The sequence below is a fragment of the Streptomyces sp. NPDC093065 genome, from assembly GCF_044754585.1.
Classification (GTDB): Bacteria; Actinomycetota; Actinomycetes; order Streptomycetales; family Streptomycetaceae; genus Streptomyces.
In genome coordinates this window covers 24,682-44,972 of the sequence record NZ_JBIVPJ010000019.1, presented here as the reverse complement: position 1 = coordinate 44,972, position 20,291 = coordinate 24,682, and the positions used below count along the sequence as shown (strand labels likewise).

Annotated in this window: 28 protein-coding genes; all 28 read left to right on the top strand. The window is 73.3% G+C overall.

What is annotated here, in order from left to right:
• Positions 1-60 precede the first annotated feature (60 nt).
• The 28 genes from ACIQFU_RS28280 (at position 61) to ACIQFU_RS28145 (ending at position 20,289) form a co-directional block, all read left to right on the top strand.
• Positions 61-435 (top strand): hypothetical protein, encoded by a 375-nt coding sequence (locus ACIQFU_RS28280; protein WP_402555109.1) that lies wholly within the window; start codon positions 61-63, stop codon positions 433-435.
• Positions 432-806, top strand: coding sequence for a hypothetical protein (locus tag ACIQFU_RS28275; protein WP_402555108.1), 375 nt, complete (start codon positions 432-434; stop codon positions 804-806). The genes ACIQFU_RS28280 and ACIQFU_RS28275 overlap by 4 nt, the downstream gene beginning before the upstream one ends.
• Positions 803-1,885: an ERF family protein gene (locus tag ACIQFU_RS28270; RefSeq protein ID WP_402555107.1), complete on the top strand. Its 1,083-nt coding sequence runs from the start codon at positions 803-805 to the stop codon at positions 1,883-1,885. The genes ACIQFU_RS28275 and ACIQFU_RS28270 overlap by 4 nt, the downstream gene beginning before the upstream one ends.
• Complete coding sequence (locus ACIQFU_RS28265; RefSeq protein WP_402555105.1) at positions 1,882-2,481, top strand: hypothetical protein; 600 nt, start codon at positions 1,882-1,884, stop codon at positions 2,479-2,481. The genes ACIQFU_RS28270 and ACIQFU_RS28265 overlap by 4 nt, the downstream gene beginning before the upstream one ends.
• A complete protein-coding gene (locus ACIQFU_RS28260) occupies positions 2,478-4,172 on the top strand; it encodes a DNA cytosine methyltransferase (RefSeq protein ID WP_402555103.1) in 1,695 nt (564 codons plus the stop codon). Before ACIQFU_RS28265 ends, ACIQFU_RS28260 begins: the two co-directional genes overlap by 4 nt.
• A complete protein-coding gene (locus tag ACIQFU_RS28255; protein ID WP_402555102.1) occupies positions 4,169-4,324 on the top strand; it encodes a hypothetical protein in 156 nt (51 codons plus the stop codon). Before ACIQFU_RS28260 ends, ACIQFU_RS28255 begins: the two co-directional genes overlap by 4 nt.
• 70 nt (positions 4,325-4,394) lie before the next feature.
• Complete coding sequence (locus tag ACIQFU_RS28250) at positions 4,395-5,345, top strand: mucin-2 (protein WP_402555100.1); 951 nt, start codon at positions 4,395-4,397, stop codon at positions 5,343-5,345.
• Positions 5,342-6,046: a cell surface glycoprotein gene (locus tag ACIQFU_RS28245; protein ID WP_402555098.1), complete on the top strand. Its 705-nt coding sequence runs from the start codon at positions 5,342-5,344 to the stop codon at positions 6,044-6,046. Before ACIQFU_RS28250 ends, ACIQFU_RS28245 begins: the two co-directional genes overlap by 4 nt.
• Positions 6,043-6,489 (top strand): hypothetical protein, encoded by a 447-nt coding sequence (locus ACIQFU_RS28240; RefSeq protein WP_402555096.1) that lies wholly within the window; start codon positions 6,043-6,045, stop codon positions 6,487-6,489. Before ACIQFU_RS28245 ends, ACIQFU_RS28240 begins: the two co-directional genes overlap by 4 nt.
• Entirely contained in the window at positions 6,486-6,656 is a 171-nt protein-coding gene (locus ACIQFU_RS28235) for a hypothetical protein (protein WP_274031426.1), read from the top strand. Before ACIQFU_RS28240 ends, ACIQFU_RS28235 begins: the two co-directional genes overlap by 4 nt.
• A gap of 118 nt (positions 6,657-6,774) precedes the next feature.
• On the top strand, positions 6,775-7,290 hold the full coding sequence (locus ACIQFU_RS28230) for an HNH endonuclease signature motif containing protein (protein ID WP_402555095.1): 516 nt from the start codon (positions 6,775-6,777) through the stop codon (positions 7,288-7,290).
• A 2-nt stretch (positions 7,291-7,292) separates the two neighbouring features.
• Positions 7,293-7,790, top strand: a complete 498-nt coding sequence (locus ACIQFU_RS28225) for a single-stranded DNA-binding protein (RefSeq protein WP_402555094.1) — start codon at positions 7,293-7,295, stop codon at positions 7,788-7,790.
• Positions 7,791-7,885: 95 nt separating this feature from the next.
• On the top strand, positions 7,886-8,551 hold the full coding sequence (locus ACIQFU_RS28220) for a hypothetical protein (protein ID WP_402555093.1): 666 nt from the start codon (positions 7,886-7,888) through the stop codon (positions 8,549-8,551).
• Positions 8,548-8,760 (top strand): hypothetical protein, encoded by a 213-nt coding sequence (locus ACIQFU_RS28215; protein WP_402555092.1) that lies wholly within the window; start codon positions 8,548-8,550, stop codon positions 8,758-8,760. The genes ACIQFU_RS28220 and ACIQFU_RS28215 overlap by 4 nt, the downstream gene beginning before the upstream one ends.
• Positions 8,757-9,560 carry a hypothetical protein gene (locus ACIQFU_RS28210; protein ID WP_402555091.1) on the top strand — a complete coding sequence of 268 codons (804 nt, stop codon included), beginning with the start codon at positions 8,757-8,759 and terminating at the stop codon, positions 9,558-9,560. Before ACIQFU_RS28215 ends, ACIQFU_RS28210 begins: the two co-directional genes overlap by 4 nt.
• Before the next feature lie 53 nt (positions 9,561-9,613).
• Positions 9,614-10,432 (top strand): hypothetical protein, encoded by an 819-nt coding sequence (locus ACIQFU_RS28205; RefSeq protein WP_402555090.1) that lies wholly within the window; start codon positions 9,614-9,616, stop codon positions 10,430-10,432.
• Positions 10,433-10,598: 166 nt separating this feature from the next.
• The gene (locus tag ACIQFU_RS28200) at positions 10,599-11,462 is read left to right on the top strand and encodes a hypothetical protein (protein ID WP_402555088.1); all 864 of its coding nucleotides are present in this window, start codon (positions 10,599-10,601) and stop codon (positions 11,460-11,462) included.
• Between the two features lie 55 nt (positions 11,463-11,517).
• Positions 11,518-11,871: a hypothetical protein gene (locus ACIQFU_RS28195; protein ID WP_402555087.1), complete on the top strand. Its 354-nt coding sequence runs from the start codon at positions 11,518-11,520 to the stop codon at positions 11,869-11,871.
• A 56-nt stretch (positions 11,872-11,927) separates the two neighbouring features.
• The gene (locus ACIQFU_RS28190; RefSeq protein WP_402555085.1) at positions 11,928-12,254 is read left to right on the top strand and encodes a hypothetical protein; all 327 of its coding nucleotides are present in this window, start codon (positions 11,928-11,930) and stop codon (positions 12,252-12,254) included.
• A gap of 57 nt (positions 12,255-12,311) precedes the next feature.
• Positions 12,312-12,956, top strand: a complete 645-nt coding sequence (locus ACIQFU_RS28185) for a hypothetical protein (RefSeq protein ID WP_402555083.1) — start codon at positions 12,312-12,314, stop codon at positions 12,954-12,956.
• Between the two features lie 57 nt (positions 12,957-13,013).
• Positions 13,014-13,436: a hypothetical protein gene (locus tag ACIQFU_RS28180; RefSeq protein ID WP_402555082.1), complete on the top strand. Its 423-nt coding sequence runs from the start codon at positions 13,014-13,016 to the stop codon at positions 13,434-13,436.
• 148 nt (positions 13,437-13,584) lie between these two features.
• Positions 13,585-14,112, top strand: coding sequence for a helix-turn-helix domain-containing protein (locus tag ACIQFU_RS28175; protein ID WP_402555080.1), 528 nt, complete (start codon positions 13,585-13,587; stop codon positions 14,110-14,112).
• A gap of 4 nt (positions 14,113-14,116) precedes the next feature.
• Entirely contained in the window at positions 14,117-15,367 is a 1,251-nt protein-coding gene (locus ACIQFU_RS28170; protein ID WP_402555078.1) for a PBSX family phage terminase large subunit, read from the top strand.
• Positions 15,364-15,543: a hypothetical protein gene (locus ACIQFU_RS28165; RefSeq protein ID WP_402555077.1), complete on the top strand. Its 180-nt coding sequence runs from the start codon at positions 15,364-15,366 to the stop codon at positions 15,541-15,543. Before ACIQFU_RS28170 ends, ACIQFU_RS28165 begins: the two co-directional genes overlap by 4 nt.
• A complete protein-coding gene (locus ACIQFU_RS28160) occupies positions 15,530-17,017 on the top strand; it encodes a phage portal protein (protein WP_402555075.1) in 1,488 nt (495 codons plus the stop codon). The genes ACIQFU_RS28165 and ACIQFU_RS28160 overlap by 14 nt, the downstream gene beginning before the upstream one ends.
• A 35-nt stretch (positions 17,018-17,052) precedes the next feature.
• Positions 17,053-19,263, top strand: a complete 2,211-nt coding sequence (locus ACIQFU_RS28155) for a phage minor capsid protein (protein ID WP_402555307.1) — start codon at positions 17,053-17,055, stop codon at positions 19,261-19,263.
• Between the two features lie 10 nt (positions 19,264-19,273).
• Complete coding sequence (locus ACIQFU_RS28150) at positions 19,274-19,435, top strand: Rmf/CrpP fold protein (protein ID WP_274031409.1); 162 nt, start codon at positions 19,274-19,276, stop codon at positions 19,433-19,435.
• A 104-nt stretch (positions 19,436-19,539) separates the two neighbouring features.
• Positions 19,540-20,289 carry a hypothetical protein gene (locus tag ACIQFU_RS28145; protein ID WP_402555073.1) on the top strand — a complete coding sequence of 250 codons (750 nt, stop codon included), beginning with the start codon at positions 19,540-19,542 and terminating at the stop codon, positions 20,287-20,289.
• Positions 20,290-20,291: the final 2 nt, after the last annotated feature.

Sequence of the window (20,291 nt, the reverse complement as noted above, 5' to 3'; positions counted from 1 at the left end):
GGCCGCCCGGTCGCGACCCGGACGGCCCTCCCCGACCGAACCCCGAAAGAGGCACCGATCGTGAACACCCCCCAGATTACCGCCCGCCCCCGCGCCGCAGAGGCGATAGCGGGCGCCCTCGCCGCCCGGAAGCGGCTCGCCCTGACCGGCGTACTCGCCCGGCAGCTGGACGAGATCGCCCCCGGCACCGTCCGCGTGCGGATCGTCCCTGTGCACACCGACCGCGACGGCGAGCAGCGCGTCGCGATGTGGGTCGCCCTCGACGACGCCCTCGGTCTGCCGCTCAAGGCCGACCGGCCCGCGCACCGCGCCGCCCTCGGCCTGCTGCGCCAAGCGTTCCCCGCCGCCGACTGGACCCGCCCGCACACCTACGACGCCACGACGGGCGACCTCGCCCTCGACGTGCCGACCCTGCCCGAGGAGCTGCACCAGTGATCCGCCCCCAGCTCACGGCCGACGGCCTCGCCGTCCGTCTGCCGATCGCCGCCCGCGCCGAGCAGCTGCTCGACGACCTCGCCCTCGCGTACGTCGAGGCCCCCGACGACCTCGGCGCCCTGCTCGCCCACCACGGCGAGAACGTCGCCGCCCTCGACCGAGCGATCTACGGGCACGACGTGCCCGAGTACGAACGGGCGATGCGCGCCGCCGCCGCCGACGGGAGCCGCGAGGCGCTGGCCGCCGAGGCCCCGATCACCGCCGACCTCGACGACCTACTCGACCCCGACGCGGCGATCACCCTCGCCGCCCGTATCACCCGCCTCGCCGGTCGCATCCGGCACCGCAAGACCAGGAGCACGCGCCCGTGACCGTCACCCAGCTGCACCCGAACCAGCCCGCACCCGCCCCGGTGGCCGCCGAGGCCGTCCCCCCCATCCGGACGGCGTACGAGCCCGCCCCGTCCGGCTCCCCCGCCGACGCCCCGCGCGTGTTCCAGGTCATCCACGGCGTGATGCAAGACGTGATGCCGGTCAGCAAGGACAAGCAGAACACCCAGCAGAACTACAGCTTCCGGGGTGTCGACGACGCCATGTCCGCCATGGCGGGCCCGATGCGCAACCACGGCTGTTTCATCGCGCCCGAAGTCGTCGAGCACCGGCAGCGCCCACGCGGCGAGAAGGGCACCCACACCGTGCTCAAGATGCTGTACCGCATCTACGGGCCCGCCGGCGACTGCCTGCTCGTGACCCTGCCCGGCGAAGCCATGGACAGCGGCGACAAGAGCACCAACAAGGCCATGAGCGCGGCCCTCAAGTACATGTTGTTCTGGGTGTTCATGATCCCGGTCGACTCCCGGTCGATCGACGACAGCGACCAGGACACCGCGCCGATCCCCACCGCGCCCCAGCAGCGCCAGCAGGGCGGGCACCGCCAGCAGCAGCGCCGCAACGGCCAGCAGCAGCGGCAGCAGGGCGGGCAGCAGCAGCCGCGCCGCAGCAACCGCGCCGAGGCGGGCCCGTGGGAGCAGCAGGCCCCGGCCCAGCAGCAGCGCCAGCAGCGCCCCGACTACCTCGCACAGGCCCGGAAGGCCCCGAACCCCGAGGCGTTCGCGAAGGTGCGCGCCGCCGCAGTCGCCGCCGGGGCCCCGCCCGAGTTCGTCGCCCAGCTGGACCAGGTCGACGCCGCGAAGAGGCAGGCCGCCCAAAAGTCGCAGCAGGCACCCGCCGGTCAGCAGCAGCGCCCGCAGCAGCCGCAGCCGAACGAGGAGCAGGCCGCAGCCGTCGGGGAGTTGTACGACGCCGCCCGCAGCGCGGGCGTGACCGACCGCGCCGAAGTCGAGCAGCTGTTCAGCTCGAAGTACGGCCGCGCCTCGGCCGAGGGCACCGTCGAGCAGCTGCGCGAGATGCGCGACGACCTGCTCGACGCCGCGAAGGCGGCGAGCGCATGAGCGAGCCGACGTACGCCGAGCAGCCGCTCGATGCCGAGCCCGCCGTCGCTCAGCCGGCTGAGTCGCTGCGCGACCTCGCGACCGAGGCCGCCGTGTTGAAGCTGCTCGCCGAGCGGGTGGCCGCCGCGCAGAAGGACGTGAAGGCGCGCACACAGCGGGCCCTCGACGCCGCCGAGAGGCGCGACGGGACCGAGCGCGTCGTCGCGTCCCTGCCGACCGGCGAGCAGGTCGCCACGCTCTCGCTGCGCAAGGGGGAGACGGGGCCGGTCGTCACCGACGAGGAAGCCCTCGCCCGGTGGGTCCGGCAGACGTGGCCCGACGAGGAGTGGACCACGACCCGCATCGTGCGCGAGGTCAAGCCGTGGAAGCTCGCGGAACTGCTCGCCGAGATGGACGCCGCCGAGGCCGCGAAGCTGGTCGATAAGACCACGGGCGAAGTCCTCGACGTGCCCGGCATCGTCATCAAACCGACCAGGGCGCGCACGTACGCGATCACGTGGCGCAAGGGCGGGAAGGACACGACCGCCGAGGCGTGGCGCTCCGGTGCCCTCGCGCAGCAGCTCGCCGCGATCACGGCGGGGGGCGAGGCCGCATGACGCGCACCCTCGACCGCGCCGAACAACTGATCGCCGAGCGGTTCACCGACGTTCCCGGACAGCTCGCCCTCGACGTGTCCGACGGGTTGCGTATCGGTTCTCTGTGCAGCGGATACGGCGGCCTCGACATGGCCGTTATGAAGCTGCTCGGCGCAACCGTGGCGTGGCACTGCCAGTACGACCCGGACGACAAGCACCAGTACGCCGCGCGCATCCTCGCGCACCACTGGCCGGACGTGCCCAACCACGGCGACGTGACCCGCGTCGACTGGTCGGCCGTCGAGCCGGTCGACATCCTGTGCGCCGGTTTCCCGTGCCAAGACGTGAGCCTCGCCGGCAAGCGGGCGGGCGTCATCGGCGACCAGGTCATCCCCGCGGGCGCCCTGCTCTGCGGTAGCTGCCGGTGGGGCGACCACGACCACGCGACGTGTGAGGCCGCCTCGCCGTCGGGGGCCGTGCCGTCGCGTCTGTCCGGCATGGCCGCCGCCGCCGCGGTTGCCGAACTCAACGCCCGCGACCTCGCCGACCCGGCGGGCCCGCCGCCCGAGCGCGTGATCAAGGGCACCAGGTCCGGCCTGTGGTTCCACGTGGCCCGCGCGATAGCCATCCTCCGACCCCGATTGGTAGTGATCGAGAATGTTCGCGGACTCCTCTCCGCCAAGGCCGTTCGCAGTCTGGGACTCGACGGCGCGCCTGTGGATGAGGACGACGGAGACGCCGACACTCTTCGAGCTGTCGGCGCCGTTCTCGGCGACTTGGCCGACCTCGGGCTCGATGCGGAATGGCACGTGCAGCGCGCATCCGAAGTCGGGGCCCCGCACCAGCGCGAGCGCGTTTTCATCATCGCGTGGCCTGCTGCCGACCCCGACAACGAGCGAGTGGAACGGGCCGGGGGCCCCGGACGGGAACCGCAACGACACGTTGCGGGCGCGCATAGCGCAGCTGCCGACGCCCAGGGCGAGGGACAGCAAGGGCGTGGGGTTCGAGGACGGCCTACCGGCGGTCGTCCGGCTGCTCAAGACCCCGACGGCGCAACTCGCGGTGAACGGGGGGTCGCAGCACCCGGAGAAGAGGAAGCGGGGCGGGCACGGCCCGACGCTCGCGGACGAGGTGGAGCACCTGTTGCCGACGCCGACGGCCGCCGACTCGCGCGGGTCGAGGAACCGGCGCGAGGACGGGACACCGTACGGGCAGGGGTACGGGGAGACGTTGACGGACGCCGCGCCCCTGCTGCCGACGCCGAGGGCGAGCGACACGGGGACGCCGGGACGCCGGTCGAGCGAGGGGTTTCGGCCGCCGCTGTCCGAGGTCGTGTTGCCGATGTTCCCGACGCCGAGGGCGAGCGACGGAACCAAGGCGAGCCCGAACCAGAAGTACGGGGACGGGACGCCGACACTGGCGAACGCCGCCGCCTCGATTGGGGACAGTACGCCCCCGCCGTCGACCGTTGGGAAGCGGCGACGGGCCGACCGGCACCCCGGCCAACTGACGATCGAGGCCGCCTGACCGCCGAGTTCGTCGAGTGGATGATGGGCCTTCCCCACGGCCACGTGACCGGCGTGCCGGGCCTGTCCCGACCCGCCCAGCTCAAGGCGTTGGGGAACGGCGTCGTGCCCCAGCAGGCCGAGCACGCGATCCGGTCCCTGCTGCACCGCGCCGGTATCGCCGACCGGTTCGGCCTCGCCGCATGAGCGCCGCCGAGCCCCCGCCGCCGCCCGCGTGCGACCACGGCAACCCCCGATGCGGCACGCGGCCGGTCCGCCCGTACGTGTGCGGGTGGCGCTGCGAGGAGCACCAGCCCGCGCGGACCCGCCCGTACTTCCAGCGCCAGCGCGCCCAGTGAACGCCCCGGGGCGAGGACGAGCCGACCGGCCCCTCGCCCCGGGCGCCCCATCCCAAGGAGCACAACCCCCGTGACCTGGTTCAAAGTCGACGACACGGCGCACACGAACCCCAAGCTACTCAAGGCCGGTAACGCCGCCCTCGGCCTGTGGGTCCGCGCGGGCGCCTACGCGGCCCAGCACCTCACCGAGGGCGTGATACCGGGCGTCGTCGCCCAGCTGTACGGCACCGCGCCCCAGGCCCGGAAGCTGGTCGCGTCCGGCCTGTGGCACGCCCACGGCCACGACTGCACCCGGTGCGAGCAGCCGCCCGCCGGCGACTACGTGATGCACGACTTCCTGACCTACAACCCGACCCGCGCCCGCGTCGAGGACGACCGCGCCGCCGCCGCCGAGCGCCAGAAACGCGCCCGCGAACGGGCCGCAGAACAGCGGAACCAGGAGCGTAATCCGCGCGATCCGTCGGCGAATCGTCCGCGAATCGACGACGATCCGTCGGGCGAAAATCGCGAACCGTTCGCGAATCAGATCGAGTTTCCCGACGACATCGCAGGTCAGGGGCACAGGTCACACCGTGACGGCGAGGAACCGTCACGGTCCCCCCGTCCCGACCCGTCCCGTCCCGCTGTACCTCCTACGGAGGTACAGCAAGCTAGCTACGCCTCGACCCCCGCCGTGCCGGTGAACGTGGTTCCGCTCCGCGACGCGCTCACCGCCGCCGGGATCGTCGTCGAGTGGTCCCTCGAAACGGCCGACTGGTTCCGCCTTGAGGCGATCGTCGCGAGGACATCCGTCGCCGCCCTGGTCGACCACGCCCGAGGGCAGTGGGGCCGGGCCCGCTCCCGCCCGCGCTCGGTCCGGTACTTCCTGCCCGGCTGGACCGCGCTCCCCCCGGTGCCCGCCGGGGCCCCGACCTCGCCCGGTGCCGAGGTGATCCCCCTCGACGCCGCCCGCCCCGGCCGCGTTGCCCGCGCCGCCGACATGTTCGCCGCCGCCCTCAACCCCCAGGAGAACGCCCAGTGACCCGCGAAGAAGTCGCCGCCCTGCTCGCCTACGCCGTACGCCTCGACCCCCGCCTCGCCCCCGTCGACCAGCCCGAGGCCGACGAACGCCTCGACCAGTGGTTCGACCTGCTCGCCGACGTACCGACCACGGCCCCACACCCCGACGGCCGCAACTGGGACGCCGGGCACGTCGTCCGCCACCACATCGCGAGCAGCGCCTACCGGCTCCAGCCGTCGGACGTGTCGCGCCCGTGGCACAGCTTCAAGGCCGACGTACTCGGCCGTCACACCGACCCCGTTCCGCCGGTCGACCCCGACGACCACCAGGCGTACCGCGCCGTCCTCGCCGACACCAGGCAGGCCATAGCCGCCGGGCAGGCCGCCCCGTCGGTGTACCGCGAACTGACCGGCGGAAGCACCCGCGAGGAGCGGAACGAGTTCGCCGCCGCCCGCCTCGCCGCCCTCGGCGACTACATGCCGAAGACCGTCCGCGACGCCCTCGCCGACTTCCGCAAGACGCGCGGCGAGCGCGAGCGCCGCGCCGCCGCCGGACTGCCCGACCCGCTCGACGTGACGTGCCCGTACGTGACGTGCCGCGCCCGCCCCGGCCAGCCGTGCCAGCAGGGCGGGAAGCGCCGCGTGGACCGCACCAAGCCGCACCCGTCCCGCCTCGACCTCGCCACCGCCCAGCACTACGCCCCGAGGGAGCCGGCAGCATGAACCGGAACAAGAAGCACCCCGAGCGCACCGCGCACCGCCGCCGCGCCAAGGCGACCGACCGCACGAAGAACACGAACGGGTTCCGGATCACCGGATCGTGGGACGACCGGCCCGACCGGCCCGCCGTGAAGCCGACCAGCGACCGCAAGGCCGCCCGCCGCATCGCGCGCAGCATGGCCGACCAGGGCGCGTACGTCATCGTCGAGGAACATCAGGGGTACGGCCACTGGTCGACGTGGTTCGAGGTCAACGGGCCCGCCCAGCTCGCCGCCCGCCGCGCCGCCGAGGCCGAGGCCCGCGCCCGCGCCGAGGCGCAGCGCCGCGCCGCCGAGCAGGCCGAGCGCGACCGCGACGCCCTCGCCCGCATGATGGTGCGCCCGCCGGTCGCCCGCGAGCAGTGCGGACGGCGCGAGGCCCGGCACGTGACCGGCGCGCAGCGATGATGCCCGACGCCGCCCTCGCCGCCATCCGGGCCGCCGTCGAGGTCGCCCACGGCAACGGCCTACAGGACGCCGAGGACGTGGCCGAGGCCGTCGCCGGCGAACTCACCGCCGTGGGGTGGACGCTCACCCTCGACGAGCCCGAGAGCGGCGCACCGGCCGCCGCATAGCCGCAGAACAGTGGGGCGTTTCCTCGTGACGTGCGCGCCCCCCTGTCTGTTAGCTTTCTGCCCAGACAGATAGCCTGTCTGTCTGGCAAGGCCACTACATCCCGACGGAGGTACATCCATGGAACGGCCCTCCCCGGCCGCCCGGTTCGCCGCCAAGGTGAACCCCGCGGGCCCCTGGTCACTCCGCCGGGACTGCCCCGGCCCCTGCCACCTGTGGGACGGCGCCCAGAACGAGAAGGGTTACGGGACCTTTTGGGTTGCCGGCCGCACCGTCAAGGCCCACCGCTACGCCTACGAACAGCACCTCGGCCCGATACCCACCGGCCTTGAGGTCGACCACCGGTGCCGCCGCCGCGAGTGCGTCGCCCCCAGCCACCTTGAGGCCGTTACGCACCGCGTGAACGTGCTCCGGTCGACGAACCACGTCGCGCAGCGAGCCGCTGTCACGCACTGCCCCGCCGGCCACGCCTACGACCAGCCGAACACCATCCGCGCGAAGGACGGAACGAGGAAGTGCCGGGCGTGCAAGAACGCCGCCGCCCGAGCCGCCCGAGCCCGCGCCCGCGAGGCCCGCCTCGCCCCCGTCGCGCCCCTACACCCCCGCACATCCCGCACCCTCGAAAGGGCCGCATAACCATGAGTGGCGACACCGTCATCACATTCACGGGCAACCTCGTTGCCGACCCGGAACTCAGGTTCACCCCGTCCGGCGCCGCCGTCGCCAACTTCCGCATGGCCAACACCCCCCGCAAGTTCAACCGCCAGGCGAACGAGTGGGAAGACGGCGAGCCCGTGTTCCTCGGCGTGGCCGTGTGGCGCCAGCAGGCCGAGCACGTCGCCGAGTCCATCAAGCGCGGCGACCGCGTGATCGTCGTCGGCCGCCTCACCCAGCGCCAGTACGAAGCCACCGACGGCAGCAAGCGCAGCAGCTACGAGATACAGGCCGACGAGGTCGCGCCGTCGCTGCTGCGCGCAACCGCGGCTGTCACCAAGGCGACCAGCAACGCCCAGCGAGGCCAGCAGCCCGCCCAACAGGCGTACGGACAGCAGTCGTACGGCCAGCAGGCCCAGGGATACGGCCAGCAGCAGGGCGACCCGTGGGCGACCCAGGGAAGCACCGAGCCCCCGTTCTGACCGGCCCCGTCCGGGCCGCGCGTCCGGACGCGGGCCCTCCCGCGCGCGTGAGCGCCACCTCGACCCCTTCGGACCCGAGACAGGAGCACCACCCCATGCCCCGCATTCCCGACGCCGTCGCGTTCGCCTCGCTCGACACTCACCGCCTGATCGTCACCGTGCCGAACAGCGGACCGGCCGACGTGGCGTGCAACCTCCCCCGCCCCGTGGCCGCCGACATCCTGCGACAGCTCGCCAACTCCCTTGAGAGCCCCGCCGGGGCGTGCGACACCGCGTACGCGACCGGCGCGCCGTGTCCCCTTCACGACGCCCCCGTACCGCGCCCCGCCGGTCTCGACGCCCTGCTCGCCGCCGTCGCCGACCAGCTGCCCGCCGACGACCCCGACCTCGCCGCCCTCGGCCTCGCCACCATGACCACGCCCCAGCAGCGCGACCAGGCGCAGCCGGCGCCGGATTGGGTCGCCGACGTACGGAGCGCCCTTGCCTTCAACGCCGAGGCCAATCACCCCGTGGTCATCACGCTGCGCGACGTGCTGCTCGACGACGCCCGTCGGACTCCCGAGCAGGCCCTCGCCGCCGCCCTGGTCCTGCTCGCCGCGCACACACGCGAGCTGTCCGCCCTCGCCCAGCGCGACACCGACGAGTACCGCGACGAGCACGGGGTCAACCGGGGCACACGCGGCCTGCTCACCGGCATGCAGCACACGCGGAGGGTGCTCGACCGGCACGCGACCGGCCTCGACGCCCAGGTCACCGAGTGAGCGGCGCAGCGTGGGCGATCGTCCTCGCCCTGTTCCTCGCGTCCGGCGTGCCCCTCGGCCTGTGGGCACGCCGCCGCGACCCCGGCCCGCTCCGCGACCGCACCGCCGACCGAGCCCTGTTGCGCCTCGCCAAGGGGGAAGGCCGATGCCCCCGCGGCTGCACCACATGCCAAGTGCTCACGGAACGCACCAAGGAGAACGACCAGTGACGACCACCGCCTCGCGCCGCCGGCGGCACTCCCGCACCAAGGGGCGCGACCACGAGCGCAGCGACCGGCGCGCCGGGCTCGACATCCTGCTCGCCCGCGCCGACCGTGGCACCCTCAGCCGCACCGAGGCCGCCCTGTTGCGCGAGTACGTCGCCGAGGAGCGGCGCACCGCCGACGAGTCCCGCAAGGCGAACGCCGGGTCGACGCGCGCCCTCGCCCGGCACCGCGAGGCCGCCGACGCCGCGATCGTCGAGGCCGAGCAGCGCGCCAAGCAGGCCGAGGAGATAGCGCGCGCCGCGCACCAGTGCAGCAATGAGGCCGAGCGCCACCGTGCCGCCGCCGACCGCGCCCTCGACCGCGTGCGCGACCTTGCGCACCGGATGCGCGCCGGTTCGCCCATGGGGGCCGCCGCCGTCTACGCCGAGCGCATCGAGCAGGCCCTCGACGGCGACCTCGCCGCCATGAACGCCGGACAGACCGCCATGCACGCAGCGTTCGCCGAGGCCGCCGAATCAACGCGGGCATGCCTCGCCGAGCAGCAGCGCGACCACGACATCGCCCTCGCCACGGCCGAGCAGCGTATGCGCCGACTGGAGAAGGACGCGCGCGACAACGGGGCCGACGCCCGCGCCGAGTACGCGCGCGCCAAGTCCCTTGAGCAGCAGCTCGCCGCCGTCCGGGCCGCACTGCCCGAGGAGCCCCGGCCGCGCCTCGGCCTACCGACCGACCTCGCGTACGCCAACGGCCGCCACGACCTCGCCGAGTGCGTCCGGCACGTCCTCGACCAAGCCCCCGCCTGACCGGCGGCCCCGCCCTCGCCCCGCCGTACGCACCAAGCACAGGAGCCGCACCCATGACGACCCCCCTCGACCACATAGCGCCGCCGGTCGCCCGCCGCGCCGCCGTCGACCTCGCCGCCGTGCGCGAGCAGTGGGGCGACCTGCTCGCCGCGATCAGCCGCCGACCGGCCGCCGAGTGGCCGCCGCGCGACTCCCGCGCGTACATCGACGGACACCTCGCCGAGCAGGCCGACACCGTCGAGGACGAGCAGCCGGCGGCGACCGTCGGCCGGCTCCCCCTACTGCTGCGCGAGCACCCGGCCCCGCTCAACCTCGACGCCCTCGACGCCGCGATCGAGGTCGAGGGCGAGCTGTTCGACCTCGCCGACGCGGTCGCCGAGTACGTGCAGCGCCCCATACGACCGGCGCGCGACAGCCGGGGCCGGTCCGTCACGGACCAGGCCGACGCCGCCGACCCGGCCCGGTGGCACTACCAGGCGCAGACCTCGCCCGGCTCGCGCGCGTTCGGTCTGCACTGGGCCGCCGTGTGGCTTGAGGGCCGGGCCCTCGACGAACCGGCGGGCGACCTGTTCGAGCCGATGCCGGTCCGGCTGCTGGACCAGGTCGCCGCGACCGCCGCGCGGGCCCGGCGCACCGTCGAGCGGGCCCTCGGCCGCGACGGCCGGTCGACGACCCTCGCCGAGCCGTGCCCATGGTGCGCCGGGTGTCTGACCGGCCGGACCCGTCCGGGGGGCGAGCCGGTCGTCGCCTGCTCGACCGGCGCAGCGTGCACCGCGCCCGCCGACGGCCGCCGGGCCGGGGAATGGCGGGGGGCCGACCTGGTCGCCTTGTGGGTCGCCCTCGCCGAGGCCCGGCAGCAGCCCGCCGGGTAGGGGCCGGGCCCAACGGGCCGGGGGTGCCGGGCAGTTGCTCGGCACCCCCTTTCGTGAACCAACTTCTGAACCGACTTGTGAAGTGACTTCAGAAGTGGTTACAGTGCTCCCACAACAACACAACGGCGGCCCTCACCCGCCACACCGACCAAGGGAGCGACCCCCGATGAACGCCAGCAGCCGGACCCGATACCACGTCGGCATGAACGAGATCGGCCTCGACCCCGAGTACCGCATCGAGTGCCTGCCGGACCTCGACGGCGCCCGCGCGTGGCTCACCGCCGACATCGAGAACACGGCCGAGGACGCCGAGGACGAGACCGAGTTCGACGCCCTGCTCGACAAGCTCGCCCAGCTGCCCGACGCCGAGATCGTCGGCGAGTGGACCTGTGACGCGTACGTGTTCTGGGTGCGCGCCGTCGAGGACTGCGGTTGCCCGTGCGACTGCGCCGAGACGGGCCGCGCCGACGAGTGCAACGGCACCCACAGCCGCGAGGCCGCGCCCGAGCCCACCCTCGGCGAGCCCGACGAGCAGGGCCGTTCCGCCTTCCAGATGCACGGCACCGAGTACCGCGTCTTCAACACGGCGGGCACGCCCCTTGACGGGTACTGGACCGTCGAGCGCGTCGCCGCCGACGGCTCGCAGCTGCCGAGCCGCGACTACGTGTTCGTAGGCCAGCTGACCCGCGAGGGCGCGTTCGAGCGCGCCGTCGAGAAGCTGCGCCCGTACGCCGTGATCACCTTCCTGCCCCAGCGCTACCGAGACGTGTGCATGTCGCAGGAAGACCAGGACATGACCGAGTACCCCGACCACGTGCAGCGCGACGGCTGGTACTGCGCGTGGTCGACCGCCGGATACGTCGTCGTGTTCGAGGACGGCACCGAGCGCGGCATCGTGTGGCCCGGACGCCCCATCGAGGCGCACATCACGGGCAAGGACGGCCGCTGGATCGAGTTCGACGGCGAGTGGAAGTTCTGGGAGCAGGCCGCCGCCGCCGTCCGCGCCCACGTCATCGACAACCGCGCCTGACCGACCACCGAGGGGGCGCCCCGCGCGGGCGCCCCCACCCCCGAAGGGACACACGATGTTCGTCGAGTTCTTCCCCGTGGTCGTGACGGCGCTCCCCGCCGACAAGGATCACGCCCCCCTGCTGGTCGACCCCGCCGCCGCCCGCATCGTGCGCGCCGAGCAGGTCGTCGAGGGCGACACCGTCCTCGCGGCGTTCGTGGCGTACGGCGACCGCCTGCCCGCCGCCGACTACTTCAACGACCAGTACACCGCCCGCCCCAAGACCTACGACCCGACGTGCGGGTGTGGGTCGTGCGCCACCATGGCCGACCACGAGGGGCCGGTCGTCGACCTCGGCGACGACAACCCGTGGGACGTGTGCGACCCGTGGCCCGCCGCCGACCTGGTCCTGATCGTCCCCGCCGCCTGACACCGCCGAAGGGGCCCGCCCACCGAGGGCGGGCCCCGCCAAGGGAGACACCCCCAGTGGAGACCTACGCAGTGCGCGGCGCCGCCCTCAAGACCACGGGCCACTACCGCCGCCCCGGAACCCGAGACCTGTTCTGCGGTCGCCTCGCGGGCGGGCGCAACGGGATCTTCGCCGTGGTGCGCGGGTGGCACCTGTGCAAGCGGTGCGTACGGGCTGAGGCCCGCGACCGCGCCGAGGCAGCCGCCGTCGCCGCCCAGTGGCGCACCGAGGCCCCGCAGCCCGAGCCGCGCCCCGCGCCCCTCACGGCCCCCGTGCGCCCCGTACAGCTCGCCCTCAACGGACTGCCCCACAAGCCCGAACAGGTCGCCCTGTTCGCCGCCTGACCGCCTCGCCCGCCCTCGCCCGAGGGCGGGCCCGACCACCGACAGGAGCACCACCACATGAGCACCAACGACCCCGAGCCCGAGGCGTCCGTCGAGCAGCAGGCCGACGCACTGCGCAGCTACGCCGCCGAGCGCGGCATCGAGGCCCGGCCCGCGCCCGACGCCCGCGAACTGCTCGACCAACTGCTCGACGGCCGCCCCCAGCTCGCCGCCCTCGCCCTCAACCTGCTGACCGCCGCCGTCGAGTCGGGAGCGGTCGTCACCGACAGCCGCCCCCTGTCCTCGCTCGACATCGTGAGCACGCTCCGCCGGGGCCGCCGGTCGCAGATGCTCGCCGAGCGCGCCGCCATGATCGAGCGGGATTTCCCCGCCGAGTTGGGCCCCATGGCGCACGCCCTCGCCCAGCTCGCCGAGACCCGCAAGGCGGGCGAGAAGGCGACCGAGTCGACGCCGGTCATGATCCGCCGCGCCAAGGCCGAGGGCATGAAGCCCGCCGACATCGCGCGCCTGCTCAAGGTGTCCGACTCGCACGTCTACGCCATGCTGCGCAAGGAGCCCGACGGGACGACAACCGCGGTCGAGAAGTTCCTCGCCGACATGCTCGGCACGTTCGAGGAGCACGAGCGCGAGACCAGGGCCGCCCGCCGCCGGACCGCCGAGGCGCACGGCGTCGAGCCGGACCTCGACGACGAAGACCAGTAAGAACCCACGCGGGCCCGCCGGCGCCTCACACGCCGAACGGGCCCGACTACCGACACGATGGGAGCGACCCCCACCATGGGCAACAACAACTCTACCGACCGCCGACCGGCCAAGAAGGCGGGCCCGCCCGCAGCCGGCGACCGGCCGTCACTGCGCATCGACGACGAACTCGCCGCCGACCTCGCCGAGATCATGAGCGTGCACCCCACGTTCGCCGACGCTGTCCGACGGGCCGTCGGACAGCTCGCCGAGCAGTACCGCACGGCATGGGCGAACAACGTGTGCCCGTCGGACACCGCGCCGGTACTGCTCGCCTACCAGCTCACCAACCCGGCGACACTGCGTCGGACACGGCCGGTCGCCCGGCGGATGCCCCCGCCGCCGCTCGCCGAGCAGCTGCGCCCCGTGTTCTCCGAGACGCTGCTCGGCGGTACGCCGCCGCCCGCGCGTCCGGACGCGGAGCGCCCCGCGCGCACGTGACCGTTCCAGGTTGCGCCGTTATCGGTTCGTGACCTAAAGTCGGGACCGACCTCGGCGTGCCCGGAAACGGACGCCCCACCCGAACGCCCCGCCGCTCCCCACCCCAGCGGCGGGGCGTTCGCATGTCCGGGCGAGGAGGTGACCGCGCGTGGCTCGACCCATCGACGACGACCGCGAGCAGGTGCGCACCCTTCACGCCCAGGGCAAGGGCCGCAACTACATCGCGAAGGCGATCCGCCGGTCGCCCTCGACCGTGTCCAAGATCGCCGCCGGGTTCGAGCCCCCGCTCACCTTCGACCGCGCGGGCGAGGTCGCCGTCGCCACCGAGGTACGCCGGGCCGACCTCGCGTCGCGCCGGACCGCCCTCGCCCTCACCCTGCAATCCGACGCCGAGCAGCTGCGCGCGCAGCTGTGGGAGCCGTGCACCATCGGGGCGTTCGGCGGTAAGGACAACGTCTGGAACGACACCAGGCTCGACCGGCCCACCTTCCAGGACCAACGCGCCATCCTCGCGGCGACCGGTACGGCGATTGAGAAGTCGCTCAAGCTCGCGCCGGTCGAGGGCGGCGAGGGCGTCGAGCAGGTCAAAAGCATGTTGGGAGCCCTCGGCGACGCCTTGACGCGCGCAGCCGGCGACGACGACGCCGACGAGGACGGGGGCGCCGACGGGGGGTGAGCCGGTGCTCGACCTCGACCGTCTGCCCCTCTCCCGTAAGCAGCTGCGCAGCATCGGACAGGCCACACGCCGTATCAACGTGTGGCACGGCAGCGTTCGGAGCGGGAAGACCATCGCGAGCCTGCTCGCATTCGTGATCGCCGTCGCCGGGGCGGGCCCGTCCGGCCTGATCATCATCTGTGGCCGGTCGCTCCAGACCATCGAACGAAACTGCCTCGAACCCCTACAGGACCGCGCCTTGTTCGGGCCCCTCGCCCGGCACATCGTGCACACCCGCGGGGCGACCACGGCGACGATCCTCGGCCGCACCGTCCATCTGATCGGCGCCGCCGACGCGCGCGCCGAGGGCCGCCTACGTGGCTTGACGGCGCAACTGGCGTACGTGGACGAGGGAACCCTCTTGCCCGAGGGCTTTTTCGTGCAGCTGCTCGCCCGCTTGTCCGTGCCGGGCGCGCGCCTGTACCTGACCACGAACCCCGACTCGCCCCGGCACTGGCTCAAGACCGGGTATCTCGACCGCGCCGCCGACCTCGACCTCGCGTCGTGGCACTTCAAGCTGTCCGACAACCCGTCACTGAGTGCCGAGTACGTCGCGAGCCTCGCCGCCGAGTACGTCGGACTGTGGCGCCGCCGGATGATCGACGGCGCGTGGGTCGTCGCCGAGGGCGCCATCTATGACATGTGGGACGAAGATCGCCACGTCGTCACCCAGCTGCCGGACATGCGCCGGTACTGGTGCGGCATCGACTACGGCACCACGAACCCCACAAGCGCGATCCTGCTCGGCGAGGGCGTCGATAACCGGCTGTACGTCGCCGCCGAGTGGCGCCACGACTCCCGCGCCACCCACCGCAGCATGACCGACGCGCAGTACAGCACCGCGATTCGGGCATGGCTCGACGGCCTCGACATCGTCCCCGAGTGGACGTTCATCGACCCGAGCGCCGCCTCTTTCTCAACCCAGATGTGGCAGGACGGACACCCCGGCCTCGCCCGCGCCTCGAACGAGGTCGCCGACGGCATCCGCAGCGTGTCGAGCCTGCTCGCCGCCGACCGGCTGCTCGTACACGAGTCGTGCGAGGGACTGCTCGACGAACTGCCCGGCTACAGCTGGAACCCCAAGGCCACCGAGCGCGGAGAAGACGCGCCCCTCAAGGTGGACGACCACTCAGCCGACGCACTGCGCTACGCCGTCCACAGCACGGCGCACGAGTGGCGGCACCTGCTCACCGCGCCCAGGGAGGCCGCCCCGTGATCGCATCGTTCACCCTGCCCGTTCGGTTCTCCGTCGGCGAGCACACCGTCGAGGTAGGCGAACTCACCCTCGACCCTGGCGAGCAGCTGCGCCCCGCCCTCGCCGCGATGTTCCGCGAGGCCGCCGACGCGATCGAGAACGGCACCGACGAAGGGGGCGACGATGGCACTCCCTGACCAGGGCGCAGCGTGGCCGCCCCCGGCGTGGGCCCCGCTGTACGACGCGATGCGCATCGACGACGCGTGGTACAGCGGCGACCGGCAGCGCCTCGCGCGGGTCTACACGAACCACAAACGGCCGACCGAGCGCCGCCGACTGTGGGGCCGCCGGTCGTTCGAGCACCGCATCGACCGGCGCGACAACCGCCTACACGTCCCCCTGCCCGGCGACATCGCGAGCACCAGCGCCGACCTGCTTTTCGCGGACATGCCGACGATCAAGGTCGAGGACGCGACTACACAGGACCGCCTCGACGTACTGCTCGACGAGGGCCGCGCGCAACAGGTGTTCCTCGGCGCGGCCGAGCAGGCCGCCGCCCTGTCCGGGGTGTTCCTCCGGGTGACGTGGGACCGTGAGTTGACCGACCGGCCGCTGTTGACCGTCATGCAGCCCGACGGCGCGATCCCCGAGTTCCGGTTCGGCATGCTGCGCGCCGTGAACTTCTGGCGCGAGCTGGACGGCTCGACCGAGTCGACCGTGTGGCGGCACTTCGAGCGGCACGAGTCCGGCCGGATCGTCCATGCCCTGTACGAGGGGAGCGGCGACAATCTCGGCCGCCGGGTGCCGATCACCGAGCACCCCGACACGGCCGACCTGGTCGACTCGCTCGACGCCGACGGCGAGGGCGACAGCATCGCGACCGGCATCCGGGATCTCACCGCCGCGTACATCCCCAACATGCTGCCCAACCGGCTGCACCGCGGTTCCCCGCTGGGCCGCTCGGACTACGCCGCGCCGATCTACGACATGTTCGACAGCCTCGACGAGGTGTGGACATCGTGGATGCGCGACATCCGCCTCGCCCGCGCGCGGCTGATCATCCCCGATGGGTACATGCGCAACGACGGGCCGGGACGCGGGGCGTCGTTCGACGACGACCGCGAGGTCTGGCACAGCTTGAAGATGCCGCCGAACGAGGGCGTGGGGATCACCCTCGCTCAGTTCGATATCCGGGTCGAGGAGCACCGCAGCAGCGCCGAGGCCATCATGCGGCAGGCCGCCCAGGCCGCCGGCTACTCGCCCCAGTCGTTCGGACTGGACGGCGAGGGACAGCCGGTCACCGCGACCGAGGTCGACAGCCGCGACGCCCGGAGCATGGTCACCCGCCGCAAGAAGGCCGGGTACTGGCGACACGGCGTCGCCGACATGTGTCACGTGCTGTTGCAGCTCGACGCGGCCCTGTTCGGGAGCCGCATCACGCCCGCGCGCCCGCGCGTGGAGTTCGGCGACGGCGTCGCCGAGAGCGAGCAGTCGACGGCGACCACGCTCGACCTGCTCAACCGCGCCGGGGCCGTGTCGACCTCGACCAAGGTCAAGATCCTGCACCCCGATTGGGACGACACGGCGGTACGCGCCGAGGTCGACGCGATCCTCGCCGAGACCGGAGCAGCCGCGCCCGACCCCGTCGGGAACTTCCCCATGGCCGCGTGACCGACGGGGGGTGAGCCGTGCCGATCCATCCGGGCATGGTCGAAGACCTCGCCGCCGGTACGCGCGACCTGTACGCGGACGCCGAGGCGCGGCTGTTGGGCATCATCGCCCGGCAGCTCGCCGACGGCCTCGACGCGCCGGGGTGGGCCGAGCGGAAGCTCGCCGCCGTCCAGGCCGTACGCCGCGCCTCACAGGCCGTGGTCGACGAGTTGGGCAAGGCCGTTTCCCTCGACGTGTTCGACGCCGTCGCCGACGCGTACAACACGGGGCACCGCGCCGCGGTTGCCGAGTTGGGCGCCCTGTCCGACGACGCGCGCCGTCTGGTCGACGACGTGACGCCGAACGCACAGGCCGTCGACCGGCTCGCACAGGAAACGGTCGACCTGCTCACCGAGCGGCACCGCTCGATTCTGCGGACCGTCGAGGACGGGTACCGCGGCGTCGTCGCCGAGGTCACCGCCACGCCGCTACTGGGCACCGGCACCCGCCGACAGGCGACACAGGACGCCATGCGCAGGTTCGCCGACCAGGGCATTACGTCGTTCCGCGACCGCGCCGGGCGCCGTTGGCAGCTCACCTCTTACGCGGAAATGGCCGTCCGGACATCCGTCGGCCGCGCCGCGACCGAGGCGCACACGCGCACCCTCGCCGAGGCCGGCGTCGACCTGGTCATCGTGTCCAACGCCCCGCGCGAGTGCCCGCTCTGCCGAGACTGGGAAGGCCGGGTACTGACCGTGGGCGGGCCCGACGGCGAGCGCACGGTCGAGGTCGAGCACGCAGTCGAGGACGGCCGCATGGTCCGCGTGAACGTCGCCGGATCGCTCGACCAGGCCCGCCGGGCAGGGCTGCAACACCCGAACTGTAGGCACAGCGTGTCGGCATACACCCCGGGTCTGACAGTGGCCGAGCAGGCCACCAGCGACCCCGCCGGGTACGAAGCGGGACAGAGACAGAGGGCGATCGAGCGGAACATCAGGAAGTGGAAGAACCGCGAGGCCGCCGCCGTCACCCCCGAGGCGCAGCGCGCCGCCCGCGCGAAAACCCGCCAGTGGCAAGGGGCCATGCGCGACCACCTCGCCGCCCACCCCGACCTACGCCGGTTGCGGCACCGCGAGCAGCCGGGCGCCTCGAACCTCCCCGCACCGCGCACCAAAGCGACCCCGCAGCAGGTCGACGCCGCGCGCGTCTGGGCGGGCGACGACCGGTCGGTACGGGAGATGAGCGACGACCAGCTCGCCGCCGCCGAAGGGTCGCGCCTGCTCGACGACCGCGCCCGCGCGAGGATCGCCGCCGAGGCCGACCGGCGCGACCTCGACGACCTGCTCGGCCGCGTACGGCCCGGCGGGCGCCTCGCCGACGACCTGCTCGCCTTCAGCGACACCGACCTCGCGCGGGCGTACCCCCACCTCGATGACGGCGACACGTTGCGCGTCATGGCGGAGATGAACCGGCGCGACCTCGCCAGCCGGCTACCGGGCGTGCGCTCCGACCTGGTCGGCCTGTCCGACCACGACCTCGCCGCACGCGCGCGCGTCGCCCAGGGCGACGACCTCGCCGCCCTGGCCGCCGAGGCCGACCGGCGCGACCTGCTCGGCCGGTACTTCCCCGGCGGGAACCTTGCCGCAGACCTCGCGGACGTGGGCGACGACGCCCTCGCCTGGTGCATGCAGTACGCCAACAGCGAGGAACTGCTCAGGATCGCCGCCGAGATGGACCGCCGCGACGCCGTCGCCCTACCGCCCCCGGCCGTCACCGGGAACGCGGTCGACGACCTGCTCGCCGACGGCGACGCCCTCGCCGAAGTGATGGACCCCGCGCCGCCCCCGGACACGTGGGGGGCGCACGCCGAGGACGGCGAGGACGGGTTCTGGGCAGGCATCAGGGAGGCCGCCGAGAAGCTGTACGGCAAGGTCGCGGAGGCCGACGACGAGCGGCACCTCATTACCCGCCGCGAGGCCCGGCAGCTGTACGACGAGTACGTGTACCGGCAGTACCTCGCCGCCGAGGACGCCTGTAACGGCTACCTGCTCAACAAGAAGGCAGCCGCGGCGGGAATCAACCCGGCATCCTTGTTCAGCGGGCCCGCGCGCATCGCGTACGCCCGCGCCTCGGACGAACTCAAGGAGTGGTGGGCCGCCCATGGCCGGCTGACTCAAGCCGAGTTCGTCGAGCAGGTCACCGGCCGCGAACAGCGCTGGGCGTCCGGGGCCCGCAAGAACGAGACGGACCAGCAGAACAAGCGGTGAGGGGGAACGCGTGGGCACACGCGAGGACATCACGCGGGCAGTCATCCAGGGAGCCGAGGCCGGGCGCCGAGGCGACGACGTGAGGACGTGCCCGCATCCGTCCGATTCCCTGCTCCGTACTGCATGGATCAAGGGTTACGCCCGCGCTCGGCCGGTGGCCGACCAGGAGTAGCCCGAGCAGCACCGACACCCCCAGGGGCCCGCCAGGAGCGGGCCCCTTTTGCATGCCCGAACGCGCCCGCCAGGAGCGGGCCCGACGCACCAGGAGTGCACCCCATGAACACGCGCACCCTCGCCCGCCGCCGCCTCGACGGCGCCGGTTGGGCCCACCCCTACGCGGTGAACCCGTTCTCTCCGATCCTGTACGCCGACGGCGGGCAGGGCACCGGCGAGGGCGGCGACGGCGGGCAGGGCACCGGACAGCAGGGCGACCCGAACGGCCAGCCGGGCGGGCAGGACCCGACCCAGCAGAAGCCCGCCGAGCCGCCGCAGCAGCAGCCGGCCGAGGGTGACGAAAAGACCCTCCCCGCGTGGGCACAGAAGGCCCTCAGCGACGCGCGCGCCGAGGCCGGTAAGGGCCGGATCACGGCGAAGCAGAAGGCCGCCGACGAGGCCCGGACGGAGATCGCGCAGCAGATCGGGAAGGCCCTCGGCCTGGTCCAGGACGACGGCCCGCCGGACCCGGCGAAATTGACCGAGCAGGTCGCCGACCTCTCCGGGCAGCTGCGCGCCGCCCGCTCCGAACTGGCCGCGTACCGCGCCGCCGGGGCCGAGGGCGCCAACGCCTCGCGCCTGCTCAACTCCCGTTCCTTCGTGGACAAGCTCGCCGCCCTCGACCCGACGGCCGAGGGGTTCGCCGAGCAGCTGAAGAAGGCGATCACGGACGAGGTCGCCACCGACCCCGACCTGTACCGCGCCGCGCCCGCCGGGCCCCCGCGCGGCGGCGCCGAGTTCCAGGGCGCACCGACCGGCGACCGGAAGCCCGCCACCCTCACCGACGCAATCGCCGCCCGTCTGGGCGGCTGACA

Excerpts from the sequence above, each read along its gene's own strand:
- ACIQFU_RS28200 (WP_402555088.1), top strand. The coding sequence starts at position 10,599 with ATGAACGCCAGCAGCCGGACCCGATACCACGTCGGCATGAACGAGATC.
- ACIQFU_RS28180 (WP_402555082.1), top strand. The coding sequence starts at position 13,014 with ATGGGAGCGACCCCCACCATGGGCAACAACAACTCTACCGACCGCCGA.
- ACIQFU_RS28195 (WP_402555087.1), top strand. The coding sequence starts at position 11,518 with ATGTTCGTCGAGTTCTTCCCCGTGGTCGTGACGGCGCTCCCCGCCGAC.
- ACIQFU_RS28205 (WP_402555090.1), top strand. The coding sequence starts at position 9,614 with ATGACGACCCCCCTCGACCACATAGCGCCGCCGGTCGCCCGCCGCGCC.
- ACIQFU_RS28160 (WP_402555075.1), top strand. The coding sequence starts at position 15,530 with ATGGCACTCCCTGACCAGGGCGCAGCGTGGCCGCCCCCGGCGTGGGCC.
- ACIQFU_RS28145 (WP_402555073.1), top strand. The coding sequence starts at position 19,540 with ATGAACACGCGCACCCTCGCCCGCCGCCGCCTCGACGGCGCCGGTTGG.
- ACIQFU_RS28185 (WP_402555083.1), top strand. The coding sequence starts at position 12,312 with ATGAGCACCAACGACCCCGAGCCCGAGGCGTCCGTCGAGCAGCAGGCC.
- ACIQFU_RS28220 (WP_402555093.1), top strand. The coding sequence starts at position 7,886 with ATGCCCCGCATTCCCGACGCCGTCGCGTTCGCCTCGCTCGACACTCAC.
- ACIQFU_RS28260 (WP_402555103.1), top strand. The coding sequence starts at position 2,478 with ATGACGCGCACCCTCGACCGCGCCGAACAACTGATCGCCGAGCGGTTC.
- ACIQFU_RS28240 (WP_402555096.1), top strand. The coding sequence starts at position 6,043 with ATGAACCGGAACAAGAAGCACCCCGAGCGCACCGCGCACCGCCGCCGC.
- ACIQFU_RS28255 (WP_402555102.1), top strand. The coding sequence starts at position 4,169 with ATGAGCGCCGCCGAGCCCCCGCCGCCGCCCGCGTGCGACCACGGCAAC.
- ACIQFU_RS28235 (WP_274031426.1), top strand. The coding sequence starts at position 6,486 with ATGATGCCCGACGCCGCCCTCGCCGCCATCCGGGCCGCCGTCGAGGTC.
- ACIQFU_RS28225 (WP_402555094.1), top strand. The coding sequence starts at position 7,293 with ATGAGTGGCGACACCGTCATCACATTCACGGGCAACCTCGTTGCCGAC.
- ACIQFU_RS28230 (WP_402555095.1), top strand. The coding sequence starts at position 6,775 with ATGGAACGGCCCTCCCCGGCCGCCCGGTTCGCCGCCAAGGTGAACCCC.
- ACIQFU_RS28265 (WP_402555105.1), top strand. The coding sequence starts at position 1,882 with ATGAGCGAGCCGACGTACGCCGAGCAGCCGCTCGATGCCGAGCCCGCC.
- ACIQFU_RS28155 (WP_402555307.1), top strand. The coding sequence starts at position 17,053 with ATGGTCGAAGACCTCGCCGCCGGTACGCGCGACCTGTACGCGGACGCC.